The following is a 21,553-nucleotide window of genomic DNA, read 5'->3' on the forward strand; positions in this document are numbered from 1 at the left end:
TGCCGCATGACCCTGACAATTCCGTTTGACAACAGCTATGTCCGCCTACCCAACTCGTTTTATGCGCGGCAGGCGCCTGTACCCGTGCGTGCACCAAAGCTGATCACATTCAATACCGATTTGGCTCGATTGCTGCGGATTTCACCCGGTGACGTAGAAGAAATGGCGCAAACTTTTGCGGGCAATGCGGTTCCCGAAGGAGCGCAGCCGCTGGCGCAGCTTTATTCCGGGCATCAGTTTGGCACCTATAACCCTCAGCTTGGCGATGGGCGCGCGGTCTTGCTGGGCGAGACGGTCGGGACGGATGGTATCCGGCGGGATATACAGTTGAAAGGCTCAGGCCAGACGCCGTTTTCGCGGCAGGGCGATGGGCGTGCCTGGCTGGGGCCGGTGCTGCGTGAATATGTAATGTCCGAGGCGATGCACGCGCTGGGCAGTCCTACAACACGCGCTTTGGCCGCTGTAGAGACTGGAGAAATCGTGCTGCGTGAGGGACCGATGCCCGGAGCGGTGCTGACTCGTGTCGCGCAAAGCCATCTAAGGGTGGGCACGTTTCAGGTGTTTGCGGCGCGGGGGCAGATGGAGAACCTCCGGCAACTGACCGAGTATGCGATCCAGCGTCACTATCCTGACGTGGAAGGACCGATGGGCCTGCTGCGTGCGGTGCGGGATGCGCAGGCGCGGCTTATTGCCCAGTGGATGAGTGTGGGCTTCATTCACGGGGTCATGAATACCGACAATAGCTCGATTGCCGGTGAGACCATCGATTATGGTCCATGCGCCTTTATGGATAGTTATCACCCGAATACCGTTTACAGCTCGATTGACCGGATGGGGCGATATGCCTATTCCAATCAGCCCGAGATTGCGGTGTGGAATCTGGCGCAACTGGCGACCGCGCTGATCCAGCAGTTTGAGGACAAAGACGCGGCCGTGGAAGAGGCGACCGAGATTGTCCATGCCATGCCCGACCTGATGCAGGAACACTGGCTAGAGCGGTTCAGGGCCAAAATCGGATTGGTCCGGGCCGAGGAGGGCGATCTGGAGATGATTTCGGATCTGCTGATCCGAATGGCGCAGAACCAGGCGGATTTCACCAATACGTTCCGGGCGCTGGGCAGTGACCGCGCGCGTGATCAGTTTGCCGACCCGGCCGCCTATGATGGCTGGGCCAAGGGATGGCAGGCTCGGCTGACGCGTGAAGATGCGCCGTCTGAGGTGATGGCAGGCGCGAACCCGGCTTTCATTCCGCGAAACCACCGGGTTGAGCAAATGATACAGGCTGCGGTGCAAGGGGATTATGCCCCATTTCAACGGCTGAATGACGTGCTGATGCGACCCTACGAGGATCAGCCGGAAGCGGCTGATCTGATGCGACCCCCGGCTGAGAATGAGGTGGTGCAGGCGACGTTTTGCGGGATCTAAGTGGCGCGTAGGCTTGGGTCAGAAACTGAAGATGTCCCCGATATTCTCAATGATGGTCACAAGCAGAATGACTGCCGCTGCCAGCACTGCAAGCCACCAAAAATAGTGAAACAGTACAGCAGTTGCCCCCAAAGTGGTGCCGTATACCGAATACCGCCAGTTTTCGCGCGCAATGCCCGACAAAACAGATAGGAGGATTGCAATTGCGCCTAATATGGGGATGGCGATCGCGACATAGCTCAGGACAGGTGTTGAGACCACCTCAGGTTCTGGTTTCGGAAGGCCGAGAAATGAACGCCAGGCGGACCGTTTGATTTCGCCCGCAATCTCACCGATTTGGGTGGCTGCTGATGGTTTGGCTTCGAATGTGGGTCCGACGATATGGACAAAGACAAGAACCAAAGCGGTGGCACCGGCCAAAACCGCCCAGAAACCCCAAGTCCGCAGAAACCGCGGTGCATCTTCGATAGCCGTGTTCTGTGCTTGCTTCATGCCGATGTGGGTTTCATAAGAAAGAGTCAAAACTTTGGCTACCGCAGTATCATTGATCGGGCTGCCTAAAAATTCAGCATTGCCCCATTGTGATCTGGTCAATCTAGGGACTTGCCTCCAATATCGATTACCGCAGCCTTCGCGCCGAAACTCTAACGGAAGCCAATGTCTCTATCGTCAACCCTGCGCCTTGCCAGCTATAACATTCAGAAATGTGTTGGCCTCGATTTTCGGCGACAGCCGCAGCGGATATTGCAGGTCATCGAATCCATGCAGGCCGATATCGTTGTGCTACAGGAGGCCGACAAGCGACTGCCGCCGCGCCCGGCCGCCTTGCCGCATTTCATGCTGAACGAAGCGGGGTGGCAGATCGTTGATCTGGGTGGCGCGGGTAGCCTCGGATGGCATGGCAACGCGGTGATCTGGCGGGGGGACGCCATTCAGGTGTGCCAGACCGGACATCATGATTTGCCGGGGCTGGAGCCTCGAGGCGCTGTACGGGTTGAGTTTGATACGCATATTGGACCCCTGCGCGTGATGGGGATGCATCTGGGGCTGTTTCCCGCATCGCGCCGTCAGCAGATCACCCATATTCGCCGATGTGATTCTGATCTGGATCGTATGCCTACGGTCTGGGCCGGGGACTTCAACGAATGGTCGCGCCAACCGGTTCTGGACCATCTGGCGCCCGACATGCGGTTTCTGCCTCCTGTACCAAGTTTCCCTGCCGCACAGCCTCTGGGGGCGCTGGACAGAATCGCGCTGGGTCAGGGGCTTGAGGCCGCACTGCATGGGGTACATGACGCGCGACCGGCACATATCGCCTCGGATCACCTTCCGGTCTGGGCCGATCTGCGGCGCATCGCCTGATGGGAAAATCGTCTGTAGCGCATGGCGCGCAGACATATTAAGACAGAATACCGAACAGTTCCGGGGGTCACTATGTCCGACACGATTATCGCCCGTTGCGAAGCCAAGGGCTTGCGCATGACCGGTCAGCGCCGGACCATTGCGCGGATATTGCAGCAGAGCGTGGATCACCCGGATGTGGAAGAGCTTTTTGCCCGCGCCTCGGCCGAGGATTCGGGCATCTCGATTGCAACTGTCTATCGCACTGTGAAGCTGTTCGAAGAGGCAGGCATTCTTGAGCGGCTGGAATTTGGTGACGGTCGCGCCCGGTACGAAGATGCAGAGCGTGACCACCACGACCATCTGATCGACATGCAATCCGGTGAGGTGATCGAATTCGTCGACCCTGATATCGAGGCATTGCAGGAAAAGATTGCGGCCAAGCTTGGGTACCGGCTGAAAGGTCATCGTCTGGAGCTTTACGGCGTACCGCTGGAAAAAGACTGATCTATCACGAAACGCGATAGGTCGGCGCACGGGAATTCATCGAAACTGTCGTAATACTGCTTGCGAGGTCGCAAAGGTTACGATTTCTGTGCCGGAAGGGTCCGCCGGTTCGCGACCCGCTCCAATGGAAACGCGCATGAAAAACGTAAACGGCATTATGCTGATCATCGGTTCGATGGCGGCCTTCGCGCTTGAGGATATGTTCATCAAGTATCTCTCGGTCAGTGTCTCGACCGGGCAGATCATGATCGTGCTGGGCCTGTTCTGCGGGTTCGTTTTTGTGTTGATGTCGCTGGTCACACGCAAACGCATGTTCGACCCTGTAGCGTGGAAGCCCCTGCCGCTGATCCGGGCGGGGACCGAAGCCTTTGGGGCGCTTAGCTTTGTGACCGCGCTGTCGCTGGTGGACCTGTCAACCGTGGCCGCCGTTTTTCAGGCGATGCCGCTGTTCGTGACGATGGGGGCGGCGCTGTTTCTGGGTGAGCAAGTCGGCTGGCGCCGCTGGAGCGCCATCGGCATTGGATTCGTCGGTGTCCTGATGATCATTCGCCCCGGGTTCGAGGGGTTCCAGCCGGAATCGCTGTTCGTTGTGGTCTCGGTCGTCGCGATTGCCGCGCGCGATCTGATCACGCGCCGTTTGGACGTTCGTGTCGCCTCGTCGGTGGTGGCACTGCAGGCCTATATCGGGGTGGCGCTGGCGGGTGCTGCATTGATGCTGTTCTCGGCGCAATCCGTTGTACCGCTGCAATCGTTCCAGATCGGGCCCTATCTGGGTGCCATCGGGTTTGGCGTCTTGGGATATTACGGTATCGTCACGGCGATGCGGATCGGCGAAGCATCCGCGCTGACACCATTTCGGTACACGCGGCTGGTGTTCTCGATCACTGCGGGGATGCTGATGTTTGGTGAACGGCCAGACAGCATGACGCTGGCCGGCGCAGGGCTGATCATCGGTTCGGGTCTCTACACCTTTATCCGCGAACGGCGGTTGGCGCGCGCATTGGCGGTGGCCTAAGGCCAAGGAACCTGTTGGCGCAAACAATGAATTGTTAGCCCTAAAGGTCGGTAAATATGTATGTTAGCGTTAACGGACCCGGTTTACATTTCGCCGCGTGCTGGTATGAGGCATTCAACCGTTGGCTTCATTGGGACCCGTATCATGAGCACCATCATCGACATCCATGCGCGCGAAATTCTGGACAGTCGGGGTAATCCGACCGTCGAAGTAGATGTGATCCTGGAAGACGGCACCATGGGCCGCGCCGCTGTGCCCTCGGGCGCTTCAACCGGTGCTTACGAGGCGGTCGAGAAACGTGACGGCGACAAGGCGCGTTACATGGGCAAAGGCGTGCTGGAGGCCGTCGCCGCAGTGAACGGTGAGATTGCTGAGGAACTGATGGGTTTCGACGCGACTGAGCAGGTCGCCATTGATCAGGCCATGATCGAGTTGGACGGCACCGAGAACAAAGGTCGCCTTGGCGCAAATGCCATTCTGGGGGTCTCACTGGCGACGGCCAAAGCCGCGGCGGATTTCACGACTCAACCTCTGTACCGCTATGTGGGCGGCACTTCGGCGCGGGTTCTGCCAGTGCCGATGATGAATATCATCAACGGGGGTGAGCACGCCGACAATCCCATCGACATTCAGGAATTCATGATCATGCCGACCTCGGCTTCGAATATCCGGGAAGCGGTGCGTATGGGGTCCGAGGTGTTCCACACGCTGAAAAAAGAACTGTCAGCTGCTGGTCTGGCCACCGGCGTGGGCGATGAGGGCGGCTTTGCCCCGAACATTGCCAGCACCCGCGAAGCACTGGATTTCATCCTGAAATCCATTGAAAAAGCGGGCTATAAGCCGGGTGAGGAAATCCACCTTGCGCTGGATTGCGCAGCGACCGAATACTTCAGGGACGGTAAGTACGTCCTGTCGGGTGAAGGCATCTCGCTGTCATCCGAAGAAAACGCGGCCTATCTGGCTGCGCTGGTCAATGATTATCCGATCATTTCGATCGAGGACGGCATGTCCGAGGATGACTGGGACGGCTGGAAGGCATTGACCGACGCCATCGGCGACAAAGTGCAATTGGTTGGTGACGACCTCTTCGTGACCAACCCGGCGCGTCTGGCCGAAGGGATTGAGCGCGGCTGTGCCAACTCGATGCTGGTCAAGGTGAACCAGATCGGTTCGCTGACCGAAACCTTGCGCGCTGTCGATATGGCACATCGTGCGCGATACACCAACGTAATGTCGCACCGCTCGGGCGAGACAGAGGACGCCACGATTGCCGATCTGGCGGTGGCGACCAATTGCGGGCAGATCAAAACCGGTTCGCTGGCGCGGTCGGATCGGTTGGCGAAGTATAACCAGTTGATCCGCATCGAGGAATCGCTGGGCGAGGTCGCGGAATATGCCGGTGCTTCGATCCTGAAGCGCTGAACTGTGTGATTGCAGTGGCACCGATTGGGCCCCGGCTTTGATGCCGGGGCCTTTTTTGTGGGTTCAAGCATGTTTTGTTTTCAGGGCGGGCCTATTGCCTGCGAAAAACTGACATTAATGTCATTATGTGTGAACTTGTTCCTATTGCCGCCTGATAGCTCCCTTTATTCTGTCCGCATTGCAGAAAGGGGATCATCATGTCTGCTTCCAAGGTCTTTCTCGTAATTTCAATGCTTTCCGTCGGAGTTCTGACCGCATGTTCAGAGCCGGGGACCTATCCGATCACAGGGATGGAGGTCTCGCAGGACGATCCGGTGAAGAAAATGAACAATCCAGATTCGTTCCTCAGGGGCGAGGCACGCTAGAGCATCTTGCTCATCAGAACATAGCGGTCGCGTGGTTTGAAGCCTGACCGCAAATAGAGCTTTTGTGCGGTTTCATTCGTGCGGTCGACCTCAAGATGCAGGGCGGTCAGCCCGGCCTCGGCCAGGGCTTTGGGGAGGTCCTGCAGAACTTCGGTGGCGATCCCACGGCCACGAACGGCTGGTCGGATGTAAATTTCATCTACGAATGCGTCCATGCCGCCGAACTCGATCGACCAGCCGAAGGTGAGGATGATGTATCCCAGCGGTGCGCGGCCCGGTCCTATCAGATATATGCACCCATGCGGTATGCCGTCCAGCAGAGGGGTCAGCGCGTTGCGGCGTATCTCGTCATCCTGTGCGATGCCTGATTCCGAATGAAATGCCGCGACCAGCGCCATCAGGCGGTCCAGATCGTCGGGGCGGGCAAGGCGAAGTGCAGCAGTCATAGGCGGGCCAGCCTTTCGGTGAGCAGGTCGAAGAAACCCTGGGCGTCCACGTCGCCCATGAACATGGCATTTGGTGTGCGATCGGTGACCCGCCACCAGTCGGCCACAGTCATGCCCAAGGTTAATTCTGATTGGGTTTCGATCTCAACATTGATGTGGCGGCCCGAGAACAAGTCCGGTTGGATCAGATAAGCGGTCACGCAAGGGTCGTGCAACGGCGCGCCTTCCGAGCCGTATTTTTCCTTGTCGAAGCGTTCGAAGAAATCGGTCATTTCGGCCACCGCATGTCCAACTTTGCTGTCCAATGCCCGGAATGCATCGTTGCGATGGGGTGTGACCAGCGCATCATGGGTCACATCCAACGGCATCACGACGATGTGAACTCCGGATCTAAACACGATATCAGCGGCTTCCGGGTCGACATAGATGTTGAATTCTGCCGTGGGCGTGATGTTCCCAACCTCGAAATAGGCGCCTCCCATCAGGATGATTTCCTGCACCCGGTCGATGATATCGGGGGCCTTACGGAAGGCAGTAGCGATATTGGTCAGTGGTCCCAGAGGACAGAGCGTCACCGTGCCCGGCGCGTGCGCACGCAGGGTTTCGATGATGAAATCAACCGCATGACCTTGGGCCAGAGGCATTTCCGGATCGGGAAGAACGGGGCCGTCGAGCCCGGATTTTCCGTGCACATGTTCAGCGGTGATCAAGGGCCGGTTCATCGGTCGATCGCAGCCAGCGTAGACCTGGATATCAGTGCGACCGGCCAGTTCGCAGACGATGCGGGCGTTCTTGGCAGTCAATTCCAGTGGGACGTTTCCGGCAATGGCAGTGATGCCCAGAACTTCGATCTCTTCGGGGCTGGCAAGCGCCAGCAGAATGGCGACGGCATCGTCCTGGCCAGGATCGGTGTCGATGATGATCTTGCGGGGCATTGCTGTCTCCAGGGGACGTGAAGGTCGGACACTCGCAAGTGTCGCGGGACTTGTCTAGCCGATTTCCGCGTCTGCTGGCGCATCCACCGGCGGGAGTTTGCCGTTGGCGCGATGTTCTTCGATTTTCACCTCGTCCCAAAGCGCATCCATCTCGGCCAGGTCGCTTTGTGAGGGTGTTTTACCGCGTTCGGCCAGCCGGGATTCAACCTTTTCGAAGCGGCGAGTGAACTTGGCGTTTGTGCGGCGCAGGGCGGCCTCGGGTTCGATGCCCAGATGGCGGCCAAGGTTGACGATAACGAACAAGAGATCGCCGAACTCGTCCTCTAATGCGTCGGCGTCCATGTTGTCGCGTGCCTCTTCCAGTTCAGCGGCCTCTTCGGTGATCTTGGCCAGCACATGGCTGGCGTCGGGCCAGTCGAACCCCACGCGCGCGGCACGTTTCTGCAGCTTGTGGGCGCGCAGCAGGGCGGGCAGGTTGGCAGCCACGCCGTCCAGCGCACCTTTCTGTTTGTTACCCTCGCGCTCAGCCGCCTTGATGGTTTCCCAATCCAACGTCTGCTGTTCAGCGGACTTCTCGCGGGATTCGTCGCCGAACACATGTGGGTGGCGGGCGACCATTTTGTCCGACATGGTGCGCACCACGTCCTGAAAAGTGAAATGCCCGGCCTCTTCAGCCATTTGCGCATGGAAGACGGATTGGAACAGCAGGTCGCCCAATTCTCCCTTCAGCTCATCATAGGCCTCGCGCTCGATGGCATCGGCTACCTCATAGGCTTCTTCGATAGTATAGGGCGCAATCGTCGCAAAATCCTGTTCGATGTCCCACGGGCAGCCGGATTGAGGGTCACGCAGGCGGCGCATGATTTCCAGCAGACGCTCGATACCCGCGTCCGTATCGTGGATCAGAGGATTTTCGGCCATTGCGAACCCTTTCGTTCCGGTGTCAGATGCATCCATCCCGCAGTCCCGATCAGGAGTCCACCCCAGATGCCCGTCGTCAACCGAATTGCCGATTACGCCACCGATATGGCCAAGTGGCGCCAACACCTGCACACGATCCCCGAGTTGGAGTTCGAATGCTATGAAACTGCGGCCTTCGTGGCCGAGCGTCTGCGCGACTTCGGCGTGGATGAGCTGCACGAGGGGATCGCAAAGACCGGCTTGGTCGCCATCATCAACGGGCAGGGGGATGGTCCGACCATTGGTTTGCGCGCCGATATGGATGCGCTGCCGATTACCGAGGAAACGGGTGTTGAATACGCATCGCGAAACCCCGGAAAAATGCACGCCTGCGGGCATGACGGGCATACCACGATGCTGCTGGGCGCGGCGCGCTATCTGGCCGAGACGCGGAATTTCGCAGGCCGTGTGGCGCTGATCTTTCAACCGGCCGAAGAAGAAGGCGGCGGTGCAGACGTGATGGTCAAAGAAGGCATCATGGAGCGGTTCGATATCTCTCAGGTCTACGGAATTCACAATGATCCGGGCAATCCTGAGGGTGCCTTTTACACCACGCCGGGGCCAATCATGGCAGCGGTTGATACGTTCGACATCCATATTCAGGGTGTTGGTGGTCATGGGGCCATGCCGCATCAGACCAAGGATCCGGTAATGGCGGCCTGCGGCATTGCGCAGGCCATCCAAACCATTGTCAGTCGCAATCACTATGCGGTCGAAGATCTGGTGGTTTCGGTCACACAGATCCACGCCGGGACGGTCAACAACGTGATCCCCGATACCGCCTTTCTAAACGGTACCGTGCGCACCTTCGATCCGGCGGTGCAGAAGATGGTGATCGAACGGATGGAGCAGATCGTTCAGGGGCAGGCGGCCTCGTACGGGGTTGAGGCACGGTTGGATTATCAAATCGGCTATCCGGCGACGACCAACGACGCCGAAAAAGCCGCCTTTGCCGCGGATGTTGCACGAGAGGTGTCTGGCCCGGAACGGGTGGTCGACAATATGGGCCGCGATATGGGGGCCGAAGATTTCGCATACATGTTGCAGGCGCGACCCGGGGCCTATCTGTTTATGGGTCAGGGTGAGGGCCCAGGGCTTCACCACCCTAAATACAACTTCAATGACAATGTGGCTCCGGTGGGCGCATCGTTTTTCGCGCGGATAGTCGAAACTGCACAACCGCTGAGCTGAACAGGCTTGGCAAAGAAAACAACTGGTAGGTACGGAAATGGGACTGGAAGATTCAAAAAACTACGTGGATGAGGCGTTTACAAACCCCAAGCTTAAGGGCGTCTCGTTCGAAAACTCGTTTGGTGGGGCGACATCGTTTCTGCGGCGTCGCTACACCAAGGACCTTACCGGCGTTGATATCGCCGTGACCGGCGTGCCGTTTGATCAGGCTGTGACGAACCGGCCCGGCACCCGTCTTGGGCCGCGCGCGATCCGAGAGGCCAGCACCTTGCAATCTCCGGATGAACCTTACGGCTGGCCCTTTGGACCGCTGACCGAACTTGCGATCACCGATTACGGGGATGTTGCATTCGACTATGCCAATATTCCGGCCTTTCCCGATACGCTAACGGATCACATTCGTACTATTCTGGCCGCTGACGTGGCCTCGGTCACGCTGGGTGGGGATCATTATATCAGCTTTCCGATCCTGAAGGCTTATGCCGAAAAATACGGGCCAATCTCGCTACTTCAGTTCGATGCGCACACGGATACCTGGGCCGATGACAATATGGATCGGGTGGATCATGGCACCATGTTTTACAAGGCGGTCAAATCGGGCATCGTCGATCCGAAACGCTCGGTTCAGGTTGGGATTCGTACGACCAATGATGACACGCTGGGCGTGAACATTATTGATGCCCGCGAAGTGCACGAAACCGGCCCCGTCGCCGTGGCCCAGAAGATCAAGGATATTCTGGGCGATCACCCTGTCTACCTGAGCTTTGATATCGACGGCCTGGATCCAGCCTACGCGCCGGGAACCGGTACACCTGTCTGGGGTGGGCTGACTTCAGCGCAGGCACAGATCATCCTGCGCGACATAGCAGGCATCAACATCAAGGGCGGCGATATTGTCGAGGTCTCACCGCCATTTGACACCACTGGAACAACAGCGATTGCAGGGGCTCATGTGGCGATGCAGATCATCTGTTTGCTGGGTTGGAACAAGCTGATGCAGCCTTAACCTTTGGTTAGGCATAATCCCGGTATCTGCTTGATGAGGAACCGTATCGGAGAAAGCAGATGACCCAATACAACCAACCGATTGGCGGCAATGATCTGGCGCGGTTTTCCGGGCCGAATACGTTCATGCGCCTGCCTCAGGCATCCTCACTGGAAGGGTTGGATGTGGCGGTATTGGGGGTTCCGATGGATATCGGAACCTCGTGGCGCTCGGGTACACGGTTCGGGCCCAAGCAGATCCGCAGTGAAAGCGCGATGATCCGGCCCTACAACATGGCCAATGGCTCGGCACCGTTCGACAATCTGCAGATCGCCGATATCGGGGATTTGGCGATCAACACGTTCTCGCTGGCGGACAGTCTGAGGATCATCAAGGACAGCTATGATGGCATTCTGGCGCAGGATGTGATCCCGATGGCGATGGGGGGTGATCACTCGATCACCTTGCCAATCCTGCGGGCGATGGCAGCCAAGCATGGGCCGGTGGCCTTGGTCCATGTGGACGCCCATGCCGACGTGAATGACGAGATGTTCGGCGAGAAGGAAACCCACGGCACCGTCTTCCGCCGCGCCTATGAGGAAAGGCTGATCGTGCCCGACAAGACCTTTCAGATCGGCATTCGCGGCTCGGGCTATGCGGCCAGCGACTTTACCGAGGCGCAGGGCTGGGGCTTTCGCCAATATCCCGCGTGGGAGCTGTGGCAGCAGAACCTGACCGAGATCGGCTCGCTGATCCGCAAGACGGTCGAGGATCATCCGGTTTACATCACCTATGACATCGACAGCCTTGACCCCGCCTACGCGCCCGGTACTGGCACGCCCGAGATCGCGGGCCTGACCACCCCTCAGGCGCTGCAGCTGATCCATGCGCTGGCAGGCATGAATGTAGTGGGTGGCGATCTTGTCGAAGTCTCTCCGCCCTATGACCCTTCGGGCAATACGGCGCTGACGGCGGCGAACCTGCTGTTCGAGATGCTGTGCATCCTGCCCGGTGTGACGTCACGATAGGGGTGTGAGCTACCCTCCGACCGACTAAGTTAGGCGTAGAGGGATGGAATAGGCTGATGAAAATGGTATTGTGGCTGTTGATTGCGGTGGGCGTTGCGATGGTTGCCTATATCCGTCTTGCTCCGTCTGACCCTGCGCGTTGGCATGTAGTTCCGCAAGGTGCGGATCGTAATCTGAAAGGTGGGGTTGTCCGGGCCGTTGAAACCGGCCCCGATGGGTTGACGCGTCTCCACTCCATCGCCCTCGCGACACCACGCACCACAGTGCTGGCTGGATCGGTAGAAGAGGGGATGATCACCTATATCACCCGCACCAAGGTGTTCGGTTTTCCCGACTACACCACTGCGCAGCAAGACAGAGATACTCTGCGCGTTTACGCTCGTTTAAGATTTGGCCGGAAAGATTTCGGCGTTAATCGAGATCGGGTCGACGGTTGGCTTGCTTTGACCCAACCCTGACGACAAACACCCTTCCTGCACCTCGCGCCACATGGGCACGTTCAGCGACATCTGGCATTGGGCCATAAACATGCGGCCGTCGACTTGCAGGCAGATCATTTCCCCCAACTCGACGCGGGTGCCGGATTTGTCGGTGCAATAACAGTCCTGCACCTTGCCTCCGGGGCCAACAACGTCGGCAAAACCGGGGGTCGCAACGAGTGTCAGGGCTAGGATCAGTCGTTTCATAAGCCAAGCCTAGCACAAGGCAGGGCCTTGACCAAAGCCCCCGGATGAGAGACACCGCGCGGATGATCCCCGAAGAACGCCTAGAACAGATCACCCAGAGATTCCAATACCTCGAAGCGGCCATGGCTGATGGTGCCTCGGGCGGAGATATCGCGACTTTGGCCAAGGAATACTCGGACCTCAGGCCGGTGGTTGATCAGATCATGGCTTGGCGTCAACTGGCAGGTGATTTGGCCGAGGCAGAGGCCATGCTGGCCGATCCGGACATGAAAGAGCTGGCGGAAGAAGAAATCCCGGAATTGCGGGCGCGAATTCCTGAGGCGGAACATGCGCTGCAACTGGCTTTGTTGCCCAAGGATGCCGCAGATGCGCGCCCGGCTATGCTTGAGATCCGCCCCGGCACCGGTGGGGATGAGGCGGCCTTGTTCGCGGGCGACCTGCTGCGGATGTATCAGCGCTATGCCGAAGCGCATGGCTGGCAGGTGGATATTATCGAAGAACAGGTGTCCGATCTGGGCGGCATCAAAGAGGTGGTCGCCCACATCAAAGGCGATAATGTGTTTGCGCGGATGAAATACGAATCTGGTGTGCACCGCGTTCAACGCGTTCCGGAAACCGAAAGCGGCGGGCGGATTCATACCTCGGCGGCGACGGTTGCGGTTCTGCCTGAGGCCGAGGATGTGGACATCCAGATCGACGCCAACGACCTCCGCATTGATACGATGCGCAGCTCGGGCGCGGGCGGGCAGCACGTCAACACCACAGATTCGGCGGTGCGGATCACGCACTTGCCTAGCGGTATCGTGGTGACCAGTTCCGAGAAATCCCAGCACCGCAACCGCGAGATCGCGATGCAGGTGCTGAAAACACGCCTATATGATCTGGAGCGGCAGCGGATCGACAGTGAACGCTCGGCGGATCGGGCCAGTCAAGTCGGCTCGGGCGACCGGTCGGAACGTATTCGCACATATAATTTTCCGCAGGGCCGGATGACGGATCACCGCATCAATCTGACGCTGTATAAGTTGGATCAGGTCATGCAGGGCGATCTGGATGAAGTGATCGATGCGCTGACCGCAGATGATCAGGCGCGGCTGTTGGCGGAGATGGCGCTATGATCGCGGCATTGACAGCGGCTCAGGCCATGGTTGCCGCCACCGCACGTCTGCGGGCCGCAGGCGTACCTGATCCGGCGCGGGATGCGCGGGTGCTCTTGGCCCATGCGGCGCGAATCGAGGCCAGCCGGGTGACGTTGATCGCGCCCGAGGAGTTGCCGGTCGATATTGCCGAACGTTACGACCAGTTGATCTCGCTGCGCGCCATTCGGGTGCCGGTATCGCATTTGCTTGGGGAACGCGAATTCTATGGTCGCCGGTACCAGGTCAGCCGCGACGTGCTGGACCCGCGCCCCGAGACCGAAGCTTTGATCGAAGCCGCGCTGAGCGAACCGTTCGATCATGTGCTTGATCTGGGGGTGGGCTCGGGCTGTATCCTGATCACCTTGCTGGCGGAGCGGGCCAGTGCCTCGGGCGTAGGCGTTGACCTTAGCGAAGTTGCCTGCCTGCAGGCCAGCGCCAATGTGGTACAGCATCAAGTGCAGGCGCGGGCAGAGATTCGACAATCTGATTGGTTCGCGAACATTGAAGGGCAATTCGACCTGATTGTTTCGAATCCCCCCTATATAGCAGCGGAAGAGATGAGCGCGCTTTCGCCCGAAGTGCGCGAGCACGAGCCGCGTATGGCTCTGACGGATGAGGGCGACGGGTTGGATGCGTATCGCCGCATTGCGGCCTCCGCCCCGGATTTCCTGATACCCGGTGGGCGTATTCTGGTTGAAATAGGCCCAACTCAGGGCGCTTATGTTTCCGCCTTGTTTGACGCGGCAGGGTTGTCAGATATACGGGTGATCCCCGATCTGGATGGGCGTGATCGGGTAGTAGGGGCCAGATTGCCGCTGACGAAACGGAACTGAGGCTGAAAAGTGCCGATTGAAGTAAAAAAGCTGCGACAATTGAGAGAATCCCCTTGTCTGAGGGCTCAGGACATGTTTACTCAGGATTAGTCGGCGAGGTTGACGCTGTTTCAGCGCACCCCTGACGCCAAGCCCAAAAAGTCGATGACGCGTTAAGGCACAAGCCACTGAGCAGCGTTAGATACGGGTTGATCGACAGTGAATTGATAAGGCTGACGTAAAGTAAGATGAGATCTTCTAAATCCCGCTCGCGGACCAAGAACAACCGCAATCGTCCTTCTGGCGGCAACGTCGTAAACCGTGTTTTTGACAGCTCGGGACCCGAGGGCAAAGTGCGTGGCACGCCACAGCAAATAATAGACAAGTACAATCAACTGGCGCGCGACGCCCAACTGGCGAATGACCGTGTGGCGGCTGAGAACTTTCAGCAGCACGCCGAGCATTACCTGCGCATGCTGAGCGAGGCGCAGCGCGAGATGGAGGCCCGCCGCGAAGAGCAGGAGCGCCAAAACCGCGAACGTCAGGCCGAGCGTGACCGTGAACGCGCGGAGCGCCAGGAGCGTGAAGCAGCGCGTCAGGCAGATCCTGCCGAAGCACCGCAACCGGATGTTGTAGAATTCGGAAATGAAACTGCGGCAGCTGAAAGCGGACTGGTCGAGACGCCGGAAAGCAAGGATGCTGAGCCGGAGGCGACGGAGCGCAAGGAAAAACCGCGCCGTCCACGCACCCGTAAACCGAAACCCGCACCCGAACAACAGGCGGCGGCAAACAATGGCGACGCGCCTGAGGTCGCAGAGTAATATCTCTCTGGATGCGTGATGAGACACATGACCCCGGGCAATCGCTCGGGGTTTTGTCGTTCAGGGTTTGCGAACCTCACGGGCCAGCGCGCAAAAACATTCGAGTGGGATTTGTTCGGCCCGGTCTGTGGGTTTGATTCCGGCTGCAATCAGACGGTCCTCAATATCCGGTGCGACAGTTTTGAGCGAGGCGCGCAGCATTTTGCGGCGTTGATTGAAGGCGGCGGCGACGACACGCGACAGGGTGGCGGGGTCAGCCGGAAAGCGGGGCTCGGGCAGGGCGGTCAGGTGGACAACTGCGCTGGAGACCTTCGGCGGCGGTGTAAATGCGCCAGGGGGCAACGACATGGCGATGCGCGCCTCGGCCCGCCATTGTGCAAGAATGGCAAGGCGACCATAGGCTTTGCTGCCGGGTTGGGCCACAATGCGCTCGGCTACTTCGCGCTGAAACATCAGGGTCAGACTTTGCCAGAAGGGGGGCCAGTCGGGTGGTGTGAGCCAACGCACCAGCAGCTCGGTGCCGACATTATAGGGCAGGTTGGCAGCGACGCGGATCGGGGGCGTAAGATGGGCGAGCGGATCGATTTCCAACGCGTCACCGTTAATCACTTCAAGCCTGCCGGGATAGGCGGCGGCGATATCGTTCAGGACCGCGATACAGCGGGTGTCTTTTTCCACCGCCACCACTTTGCGCGCGCCTTCAGAAAGTAAGCCCCGTGTCAGGCCACCGGGGCCGGGGCCGATTTCGAGGACATCGCATTGAGTCAGATCACCGGCTTGCCGGGCAATCTTGGCGGTCAGGTTGAGGTCGAGCAGAAAGTTCTGGCCCAACGATTTGCGGGCCGAGAGCTGGTGGGTTGCGATGACCTCGCGCAGCGGTGGGAGATTGTCTATGGCGCTCATGCTTTACCGTGGTTCGAAATGGAGAGGGAGCGCCAGAGATTTTTTGCCTCCGGCGGAGGTATTTTTGGCCAGATGAAGCATTAGCGGGACTGCGCCATACGTTGGGCGAGTTTGAGGGCCTCGATCAGGCTGGCCGGGTTCGCAAGGCCTTGGCCAGCAATGTCCAGAGCTGTGCCATGATCCGGTGAGGTGCGGACAAAGGGCAGGCCCAGTGTCACATTCACGCCCCGGTCGAAATCCAGTGTTTTGATCGGAATCAGGGCTTGATCGTGATACATTGCGATGGCTGCATCGTAGCGGGTGCGCGCGGCGGCATGGAACATGGTATCCGCCGGGTGGGGGCCGGTTACCGAATAACCATCAGGATTGAGTTCTGCAATCAGCGGAGCGATCCAGTCAAGCTCTTCCGTGCCCATCTTTCCGCCTTCACCGGCATGGGGGTTCAGGCCAGCCACGGCAATCCGGGGATAGGCAATGTCAAATTGGTCGCGCAGACCATGGGCTGTGATCTTTATGGTTTCGCGCAGGACCTCGGGGGTTAGTGCGTTAGGAACCTGAGACAGGGGGATGTGGATGGTGGCTGGAACCACGCGCAGCTGTTCGCTGGCCAGCATCATCACGACCCGACTGCGACCGGCCAGTGCGGCTAGAAATTCGGTGTGGCCGGGGAAGGAGAAACCGGCGCCATCGATCAATGCCTTTTTGTGGATGGGGGCCGTACATAGCGCAGCGGCCGCACCGGCCTGCACCAGTTCGACGCCCTTTTCGATGGCATCAACAACAGAAAGTGCGTTCATGGGATCGGGATGACCGGGCGTGTTCAGGGCGGGGAAATCAACATGCAGAATGGGCAGGGCGGTGGCGCTGACCGTTTTGGCCTCGCTTGGTGTTTCAATTTGGACTGTGGGTGTATCTGCAGGCAGGTGTGAGGCGTTGCCGATGTAGAAAAACGGACAAGTGTCGCGCAGAGCGGCCCAGGCCTTGGCCGCGATCTCGGGGCCTATCCCGGCGGGCTCTCCGCAACTCAGCGCGATCGGGGTGGTCATTGTTCGATGATAACGGCGTCGGCCCTCAGCTGTTCCAGCAGGCTGTCGGCAAGGGCCTGCAGCCGCTGTTGGGTCAGCGCATTGGCCACGTCGACACGGGTGGTATCCTCGCCCAGTTCGCGGGTTCGGGTGCACAACATCAGGAACACCAGTGTCTGTCCATTGTTACGGGTCAGAGTGGTTGACGCTTCGTTCGGATCAAGCTTGGCCAGTTCCAATGCCACGTCACGCGGAATATCAGAAGGGCTGGCGGTGATGCGGTCCAGTACCTCGGGCGATTGCTTCTTGGCGAGGCCATAGAGGTCATCGCAGGTGTCGATCTCTTCCTTGAGGCTTTCGGCTTGCGCAAGCGTATCGGCGCTGCGACCACCGGGCAGGTAGTACATTGCGTAGTCAATTTCTGAGAAGCGCGGCGCACCGGTGGCGACTTCTCGGATGCCGCGCATCTGAAACAGGGCAACGGCGTTCGGCAGCGACAGCGGATCGGTAATCTCACCGTTCTTCAGGCTCAGAATGACGGGTTGCAGGGCTGGTGGCAGGTTGCCAAGCGAAAGCCAGTCCAACTGCCCGCCGTTTTCGCGTGTGGCGGCGCCGGAGTATTGCACGGCGGCAGAGGAAAAGCTTTGCTGATCGGGAAGCTGCGAGATTTCTTCGGCTAGAGCCTCGGCCTGTGCCACAGTCTGAGGTGTGACAGGAATAATGATCTCAGACAGCAGGACCTGCAGGCCACCGCCGCCGCCCTGACCCAGCGCGCGGTTGATTTCATCTTCGGTGGGCCGGGCCTGTGACAGAAAACGCGCGCTGACATAATCACGCCATGACAACTGATCCGCCACAAAGTCCCGTACGGTTTCGTTGGAAATACCGGCATCATTGAGCAGTGTCAGAAACTCTTCACTGCTGAGGTTGCCGCGTGAGGCGAATTCGTCGATCCCGGTTTGAACGTCCTCGGGAGCGGCCTCGATTCCGGCATCGCGCATGGCCTGTTTTCGCAGGCGGTCGTCGATCAGGGCCTCGCGGACCTCGGTCTCGGAATTGCCGGGAACGCCGAGCAGTTCGAGAAACTGCTGACGCTGCTGCAATTCATACCAGGTCACGATGTCCTGATTGACCCGGATCGCCGGCGAGAAAAGGCTTTGGCCCTGCGCTTGCGGTGTGGTCATCGCAATTAGCGTGGCGGCCAGCACCGGTAGCACCGATTTATGGCAGCCCGAGCGGAGAGATTTTGTGAAACCTGAGATCAACTGCATCTTCTCTTAAACTTCTGTCCATCGCCTTCGACGGAATACCCTGTCAGGGCTACGGTAAAGCCGAATTCTGTCGAAGGCTCAATACTTGATGTGGAGGTAAAGCGTCTGTTGATGTTCAAATTTACCTGCACACACTCATTTTCATACGTCACGCCAAACCCAAGGCGGAGCGGTTCGGATTCGCTGAAATCATAGCGTGCATTGGCACGGGTCAGCCAGTTCTGATCAATGCGATAACGTCCACCGACACGCAATTCCGAAATTTCCTTTTCATTTGCTTCGGCCGGATCCGGTTCCAGCCAGATGTAACCTGCGGAAAGCGCTGTGTCATCGTTGGACCAGCCGGCGCGTAGTTCAGCCTTGGTAAAGCTGAAATCACTGTTCAGCAATCCGCGCGCCGCCAGGGTCAACCCTTTGCCGTTGTTTAGCTGCCCAGCCAGCAGAATGTCTGACTTGGTACCCTGCAGTCCGGAGGTCAGGGTGAAATCCGGGTCCGCATCTGATCGAAAGACCTGGCCTACCGTTGCCAGCGCGCGCCAGCCATCGGCGTTGTATCGGGACCAGTTCAGGCCAACAACAGCCGTTGTGCCGTCTTCGCGCCGATCTTCGGCTGGAAAGCGCGAGAGCGACAGCAGATTGCCCTGATCGAAATCCTGAAATGTGCTTTCGTCATTGGGCACGTTGTTGTCTGAAACATTTGTCCAGCCGATTTGTGCGATCGGCTCTAGAATCTGCGTGGCTCCGTTCTGCTCACGGCGCAGCATCGGATAGCGCAGTGTAAAGGCGGCGCGCGGGGTCAAGCGGGTCACATTGTTCGGATAATTGCTGTCATCGCGAATGTCGAACGTATCAACAGCTGCGCCCAATTGCGCCTCGGCGCGTAACCCGGTTGCAAAGGTCCAACTGCGCAGCCACTCGGCGTCAAATGTCGCACGGGCGACGTCGCGGCCTGTGATGTTCTCATCACTGGTGCGCGTGTGGGTGTGACCAATGAATGCCAACTCGACTTCGCCGCCGACTGCCGTGGGGAAAAAACGTTTGCGATAATTGATATCGAGAACGCGGGATGGGATTTCGTCCTGTTCCTCACTGTCGCGCAGGCTTTTGTAGTGAATGAAGCTGGTCTTGAAGGCCGTATCGCGTTTAATCCGTTCAAGCGCAATCTCACTGCGCAGACGGTCATAATCAGGCAAGCCGTAGTCAGCCAGATACGAATCATCCGAGGTTGTCCGGATGTCGAATGTAAGCCGATAGCTGTTGCCCAGACTGAACCGGCCATCAGCGAAGAAATAACCGCGATCCTGATTGGGCTGTACGTCGTCGCGGGTATAGGCGCCTCGCAGCCGGATGCGTCCGCGTTTGAAGGCCTGCCGATAGCGAAACCCAAGTGTGCGGGTTTTTTTCGATAGGTAGGGTGTCAGCGTCAGGTCCTTGTGATCGCCGATCTTGAAAAAATATGGCACTTTTACGCCGGTACTCAATTGCGAGGTGGTACGGATCGAAGGCACAAGGAAACCGGTCGCACGTTCGAGCGTCGGGTCCGGCAGGCGCAGCGTGGGGAAATAGAAAACCGGTACATCCAGAATGCGGAATTGAGCACCCTCGAAATACAGCTGCCGTTCTAGCTGATCATGGGTGACCTTACGGGCACGAATTTGCCAGATCGGGGGTTTGCCATTGGCGCAGACATGGCACGAAGTCGCCGCAACTTTGCTGAACTGTGTGTATCGCCCCGCGGCCCGTGTGGCCTGAACCGAGGCTATTTGCAACTGTTGGTCAAACACCATCCGCGCGCCCATCAACAGACCATTCTGGATACCGCTGTCCAGTTGCGCGGAATCGGCCAACACAGTGGTTTCCCCGCCCTGATCGATTCGGATTGGGCCGGTCAGGGTCAGTTCACCGGTCTCTCGGTCATAAGTGACGCCTTGGGCAGTCAATTTTACATCACCCTGATAGGCTTCGACATTGCCTTCCGCGACCAGTTTGCGGTCGGGGGTGATGAATATTTCGTCAGCCACAAGAAGGGCAGGCTGATTCTGTTCGGACGCGCTGGCGTCACTGTTTGGGCCAGCGCCTTCGGATTGCGCCGCTATCGCGGTTGACAGCGACAGGATCAATGCGCTGGACAGCAGCAGGGGCAGGACGGATCGCATCAGCCATCCTCTGCGTGTAGTAAGAGGCCAAGAGACAGCAGTATCCCTGCAAACGGAGGCGCCCAGGCGGCAACGAGGATCGGCAATTGTCCGTTTTCTCCAAGTATCTGAGCAAAATTGCGGATGAAATAGATGCCAAACCCCAGCAAAACGGCAGTCAGTACGGCAACGCCGGTGCCGCCAAACCGGACATGGCGCATGGTGAAAGCAGCACCGATTAGCACCATGGACACCAGAAACAGAGGTCGTGCGAGTTGTACCTGCAGCCAGACCTCATACTGCTTTGTTGAAAAGCCAGCTTCGCTTAGGTCACGGATCAACTGAGGCAGATCATAGACTGACACTGAATCCTGCTGTCCCAGAGTGTCGATGATCCGGTCCCGGGTCAGCGTGGTGGGCAGATTCAGAATCTCGTGGGTGCTTGCCTGAATTTCGGGGTTCAGACCATCTTGAAGGGGCCAGACTTTGGCCTGATGCAGGGCCCAGTATCCATCCTCCAAATCTGCCTGAATAGCCGAGATTTGTTGGTTCGGTTTGCCGTCTTGCGCGAATGTGGTGATGGTCACGTTCTGTAAGGCGAATCTGTCGCCGTTGACCGTGCCGGTCGCGTGAATCACCGACTGGCCGTTGGGCGAGCCTTGCCGCAACCACAAACCCTCGCGGCTGATCGACAAGGCCGAACTGCCCTGATTGCGATAGTCATCGGACAGGCGCTGGAATTCTTCGGATGTGGCGGCAGCGATCGGGTTCAGCAGCGCCACTGCAAGCGTGCCAATGGCCAGTGCCAGCAGGACCGGGGCCAGCAACGCACGGATGCCTGAGCGTCCGATGGCGCGGGTCACCACCAGTTCGGAACTGCGGGCGAGGCCGACAAACAGCGCAATCGTGGCCAGGATCATCAGCAGGGGCAGCATCTCGCTGATGGCGGCGGGTGTGTTCAGCAATGTCAATTGCAATAGCTGACCAAAGGATAAGTTGACCTGATCAAACCTTCGCACCTGTTCAATTAGGTCGATCAAAATCATCAGGGTCAGAAAGATGCCACCGATCACAAGAAAGCTTTGGAGAAAGCGGCGGGCAAAATATCGGTCGAGGATCACGCGGGCATCCCCGTCAGGCC

General features: G+C 58.5%; 23 protein-coding genes. 13 read left to right on the plus strand and 10 right to left on the minus strand.

The window, feature by feature from the left end; genetic code table 11:
* Positions 1-6 precede the first annotated feature (6 nt).
* A complete protein-coding gene (locus tag BLU89_RS02570) occupies positions 7-1,425 on the plus strand; it encodes a protein adenylyltransferase SelO (protein ID WP_074734199.1) in 1,419 nt (472 codons plus the stop codon).
* Positions 1,426-1,443: 18 nt separating this feature from the next.
* Here BLU89_RS02570 and BLU89_RS02575 read toward each other — a convergent pair whose 3' ends face one another.
* Positions 1,444-1,917, minus strand: a complete 474-nt coding sequence (locus BLU89_RS02575; RefSeq protein ID WP_176797650.1) for a hypothetical protein — start codon at positions 1,915-1,917, stop codon at positions 1,444-1,446.
* A 165-nt stretch (positions 1,918-2,082) separates the two neighbouring features.
* Between BLU89_RS02575 and BLU89_RS02580 the strand changes: the two genes are divergently transcribed.
* The 5 genes from BLU89_RS02580 to BLU89_RS21480 all read left to right on the plus strand — a co-directional run bounded on the left by BLU89_RS02580 (position 2,083) and on the right by BLU89_RS21480 (position 6,075).
* Entirely contained in the window at positions 2,083-2,787 is a 705-nt protein-coding gene (locus BLU89_RS02580) for an endonuclease/exonuclease/phosphatase family protein (RefSeq protein ID WP_074734203.1), read from the plus strand.
* Positions 2,788-2,859: 72 nt separating this feature from the next.
* Positions 2,860-3,273, plus strand: a complete 414-nt coding sequence (locus BLU89_RS02585) for a Fur family transcriptional regulator (protein ID WP_074736330.1) — start codon at positions 2,860-2,862, stop codon at positions 3,271-3,273.
* A gap of 136 nt (positions 3,274-3,409) precedes the next feature.
* Positions 3,410-4,288 carry a DMT family transporter gene (locus BLU89_RS02590; RefSeq protein WP_074736331.1) on the plus strand — a complete coding sequence of 293 codons (879 nt, stop codon included), beginning with the start codon at positions 3,410-3,412 and terminating at the stop codon, positions 4,286-4,288.
* 144 nt (positions 4,289-4,432) lie between these two features.
* On the plus strand, positions 4,433-5,710 hold the full coding sequence (gene eno / locus BLU89_RS02595) for a phosphopyruvate hydratase (protein WP_074734204.1): 1,278 nt from the start codon (positions 4,433-4,435) through the stop codon (positions 5,708-5,710).
* Between the two features lie 197 nt (positions 5,711-5,907).
* Positions 5,908-6,075 carry a hypothetical protein gene (locus BLU89_RS21480; RefSeq protein WP_176797651.1) on the plus strand — a complete coding sequence of 56 codons (168 nt, stop codon included), beginning with the start codon at positions 5,908-5,910 and terminating at the stop codon, positions 6,073-6,075.
* Here the strand turns inward: BLU89_RS21480 and BLU89_RS02600 are convergent.
* The 3 genes from BLU89_RS02600 to mazG are packed head-to-tail and all read right to left on the minus strand — an operon-like array spanning position 6,072 to position 8,377.
* A complete protein-coding gene (locus BLU89_RS02600; protein WP_074734206.1) occupies positions 6,072-6,521 on the minus strand; it encodes a GNAT family N-acetyltransferase in 450 nt (149 codons plus the stop codon). The two genes, BLU89_RS21480 and BLU89_RS02600, sit on opposite strands and share 4 nt — an antisense overlap.
* Complete coding sequence (locus tag BLU89_RS02605) at positions 6,518-7,456, minus strand: nucleoside hydrolase (protein WP_074734207.1); 939 nt, start codon at positions 7,454-7,456, stop codon at positions 6,518-6,520. Before BLU89_RS02605 ends, BLU89_RS02600 begins: the two co-directional genes overlap by 4 nt.
* Positions 7,457-7,510: 54 nt before the next feature.
* Positions 7,511-8,377 (minus strand): nucleoside triphosphate pyrophosphohydrolase, encoded by an 867-nt coding sequence (mazG, locus tag BLU89_RS02610; RefSeq protein WP_074736333.1) that lies wholly within the window; start codon positions 8,375-8,377, stop codon positions 7,511-7,513.
* 66 nt (positions 8,378-8,443) lie between these two features.
* On the opposite strand from mazG, the gene BLU89_RS02615 reads away from it, so the two are divergent.
* From BLU89_RS02615 to BLU89_RS02630, 4 genes are read left to right on the plus strand one after another with little or no spacing between them, the layout of a single operon-like run.
* On the plus strand, positions 8,444-9,607 hold the full coding sequence (locus BLU89_RS02615) for a M20 aminoacylase family protein (RefSeq protein ID WP_074734209.1): 1,164 nt from the start codon (positions 8,444-8,446) through the stop codon (positions 9,605-9,607).
* A 37-nt stretch (positions 9,608-9,644) separates the two neighbouring features.
* Complete coding sequence (speB, locus tag BLU89_RS02620; protein ID WP_074734211.1) at positions 9,645-10,613, plus strand: agmatinase; 969 nt, start codon at positions 9,645-9,647, stop codon at positions 10,611-10,613.
* Positions 10,614-10,672: 59 nt separating this feature from the next.
* Entirely contained in the window at positions 10,673-11,620 is a 948-nt protein-coding gene (gene speB / locus BLU89_RS02625) for an agmatinase (RefSeq protein WP_074734213.1), read from the plus strand.
* 56 nt (positions 11,621-11,676) lie between these two features.
* Positions 11,677-12,078 (plus strand): DUF1499 domain-containing protein, encoded by a 402-nt coding sequence (locus BLU89_RS02630; protein ID WP_074734215.1) that lies wholly within the window; start codon positions 11,677-11,679, stop codon positions 12,076-12,078.
* Here BLU89_RS02630 and BLU89_RS02635 read toward each other — a convergent pair.
* Positions 12,004-12,306: a hypothetical protein gene (locus BLU89_RS02635; protein ID WP_074734216.1), complete on the minus strand. Its 303-nt coding sequence runs from the start codon at positions 12,304-12,306 to the stop codon at positions 12,004-12,006. The genes BLU89_RS02630 and BLU89_RS02635 overlap by 75 nt on opposite strands.
* 62 nt (positions 12,307-12,368) lie before the next feature.
* Between BLU89_RS02635 and prfA the strand changes: the two genes are divergently transcribed.
* From prfA to BLU89_RS02650, 3 genes are all read left to right on the plus strand, one after another.
* A complete protein-coding gene (prfA, locus tag BLU89_RS02640; protein WP_074734218.1) occupies positions 12,369-13,424 on the plus strand; it encodes a peptide chain release factor 1 in 1,056 nt (351 codons plus the stop codon).
* Positions 13,421-14,278, plus strand: a complete 858-nt coding sequence (prmC, locus tag BLU89_RS02645) for a peptide chain release factor N(5)-glutamine methyltransferase (RefSeq protein WP_074734220.1) — start codon at positions 13,421-13,423, stop codon at positions 14,276-14,278. The genes prfA and prmC overlap by 4 nt, the downstream gene beginning before the upstream one ends.
* A 227-nt stretch (positions 14,279-14,505) precedes the next feature.
* Positions 14,506-15,078, plus strand: coding sequence for a DUF4167 domain-containing protein (locus tag BLU89_RS02650; protein WP_074734221.1), 573 nt, complete (start codon positions 14,506-14,508; stop codon positions 15,076-15,078).
* 60 nt (positions 15,079-15,138) lie between these two features.
* On the opposite strand, the gene rsmA is transcribed toward BLU89_RS02650, so the two are convergent.
* The 5 genes from rsmA to lptG all read right to left on the minus strand — a co-directional run bounded on the left by rsmA (position 15,139) and on the right by lptG (position 21,533).
* Positions 15,139-15,981, minus strand: coding sequence for a 16S rRNA (adenine(1518)-N(6)/adenine(1519)-N(6))-dimethyltransferase RsmA (gene rsmA / locus BLU89_RS02655; RefSeq protein WP_074734223.1), 843 nt, complete (start codon positions 15,979-15,981; stop codon positions 15,139-15,141).
* An 80-nt stretch (positions 15,982-16,061) separates the two neighbouring features.
* Positions 16,062-17,027, minus strand: coding sequence for a 4-hydroxythreonine-4-phosphate dehydrogenase PdxA (gene pdxA, locus BLU89_RS02660; protein ID WP_074734225.1), 966 nt, complete (start codon positions 17,025-17,027; stop codon positions 16,062-16,064).
* A complete protein-coding gene (locus tag BLU89_RS02665; protein ID WP_074734227.1) occupies positions 17,024-18,277 on the minus strand; it encodes a peptidylprolyl isomerase in 1,254 nt (417 codons plus the stop codon). The genes pdxA and BLU89_RS02665 overlap by 4 nt, the downstream gene beginning before the upstream one ends.
* Positions 18,268-20,433, minus strand: coding sequence for an LPS-assembly protein LptD (locus BLU89_RS02670; protein ID WP_074734229.1), 2,166 nt, complete (start codon positions 20,431-20,433; stop codon positions 18,268-18,270). Before BLU89_RS02670 ends, BLU89_RS02665 begins: the two co-directional genes overlap by 10 nt.
* Entirely contained in the window at positions 20,433-21,533 is a 1,101-nt protein-coding gene (gene lptG, locus BLU89_RS02675) for an LPS export ABC transporter permease LptG (RefSeq protein ID WP_074736335.1), read from the minus strand. Before lptG ends, BLU89_RS02670 begins: the two co-directional genes overlap by 1 nt.
* Positions 21,534-21,553 lie beyond the last annotated feature (20 nt).

The organism is Ruegeria halocynthiae, assembly GCF_900106805.1.
GTDB lineage: Bacteria > Pseudomonadota > Alphaproteobacteria > Rhodobacterales > Rhodobacteraceae > Ruegeria > Ruegeria halocynthiae.

Excerpts from the sequence above, each read along its gene's own strand:
- BLU89_RS02570 (WP_074734199.1), top strand. The coding sequence starts at position 7 with ATGACCCTGACAATTCCGTTTGACAACAGCTATGTCCGCCTACCCAAC.
- BLU89_RS02575 (WP_176797650.1), bottom strand. The coding sequence starts at position 1,917 with ATGAAGCAAGCACAGAACACGGCTATCGAAGATGCACCGCGGTTTCTG.
- BLU89_RS02580 (WP_074734203.1), top strand. The coding sequence starts at position 2,083 with ATGTCTCTATCGTCAACCCTGCGCCTTGCCAGCTATAACATTCAGAAA.
- BLU89_RS02585 (WP_074736330.1), top strand. The coding sequence starts at position 2,860 with ATGTCCGACACGATTATCGCCCGTTGCGAAGCCAAGGGCTTGCGCATG.
- BLU89_RS02590 (WP_074736331.1), top strand. The coding sequence starts at position 3,410 with ATGAAAAACGTAAACGGCATTATGCTGATCATCGGTTCGATGGCGGCC.
- eno (WP_074734204.1), top strand. The coding sequence starts at position 4,433 with ATGAGCACCATCATCGACATCCATGCGCGCGAAATTCTGGACAGTCGG.
- BLU89_RS21480 (WP_176797651.1), top strand. The coding sequence starts at position 5,908 with ATGTCTGCTTCCAAGGTCTTTCTCGTAATTTCAATGCTTTCCGTCGGA.
- BLU89_RS02600 (WP_074734206.1), bottom strand. The coding sequence starts at position 6,521 with ATGACTGCTGCACTTCGCCTTGCCCGCCCCGACGATCTGGACCGCCTG.
- BLU89_RS02605 (WP_074734207.1), bottom strand. The coding sequence starts at position 7,456 with ATGCCCCGCAAGATCATCATCGACACCGATCCTGGCCAGGACGATGCC.
- mazG (WP_074736333.1), bottom strand. The coding sequence starts at position 8,377 with ATGGCCGAAAATCCTCTGATCCACGATACGGACGCGGGTATCGAGCGT.
- BLU89_RS02615 (WP_074734209.1), top strand. The coding sequence starts at position 8,444 with ATGCCCGTCGTCAACCGAATTGCCGATTACGCCACCGATATGGCCAAG.
- speB (WP_074734211.1), top strand. The coding sequence starts at position 9,645 with ATGGGACTGGAAGATTCAAAAAACTACGTGGATGAGGCGTTTACAAAC.
- speB (WP_074734213.1), top strand. The coding sequence starts at position 10,673 with ATGACCCAATACAACCAACCGATTGGCGGCAATGATCTGGCGCGGTTT.
- BLU89_RS02630 (WP_074734215.1), top strand. The coding sequence starts at position 11,677 with ATGAAAATGGTATTGTGGCTGTTGATTGCGGTGGGCGTTGCGATGGTT.
- BLU89_RS02635 (WP_074734216.1), bottom strand. The coding sequence starts at position 12,306 with ATGAAACGACTGATCCTAGCCCTGACACTCGTTGCGACCCCCGGTTTT.
- prfA (WP_074734218.1), top strand. The coding sequence starts at position 12,369 with ATGATCCCCGAAGAACGCCTAGAACAGATCACCCAGAGATTCCAATAC.
- prmC (WP_074734220.1), top strand. The coding sequence starts at position 13,421 with ATGATCGCGGCATTGACAGCGGCTCAGGCCATGGTTGCCGCCACCGCA.
- BLU89_RS02650 (WP_074734221.1), top strand. The coding sequence starts at position 14,506 with ATGAGATCTTCTAAATCCCGCTCGCGGACCAAGAACAACCGCAATCGT.
- rsmA (WP_074734223.1), bottom strand. The coding sequence starts at position 15,981 with ATGAGCGCCATAGACAATCTCCCACCGCTGCGCGAGGTCATCGCAACC.
- pdxA (WP_074734225.1), bottom strand. The coding sequence starts at position 17,027 with ATGACCACCCCGATCGCGCTGAGTTGCGGAGAGCCCGCCGGGATAGGC.
- BLU89_RS02665 (WP_074734227.1), bottom strand. The coding sequence starts at position 18,277 with ATGCAGTTGATCTCAGGTTTCACAAAATCTCTCCGCTCGGGCTGCCAT.
- BLU89_RS02670 (WP_074734229.1), bottom strand. The coding sequence starts at position 20,433 with ATGCGATCCGTCCTGCCCCTGCTGCTGTCCAGCGCATTGATCCTGTCG.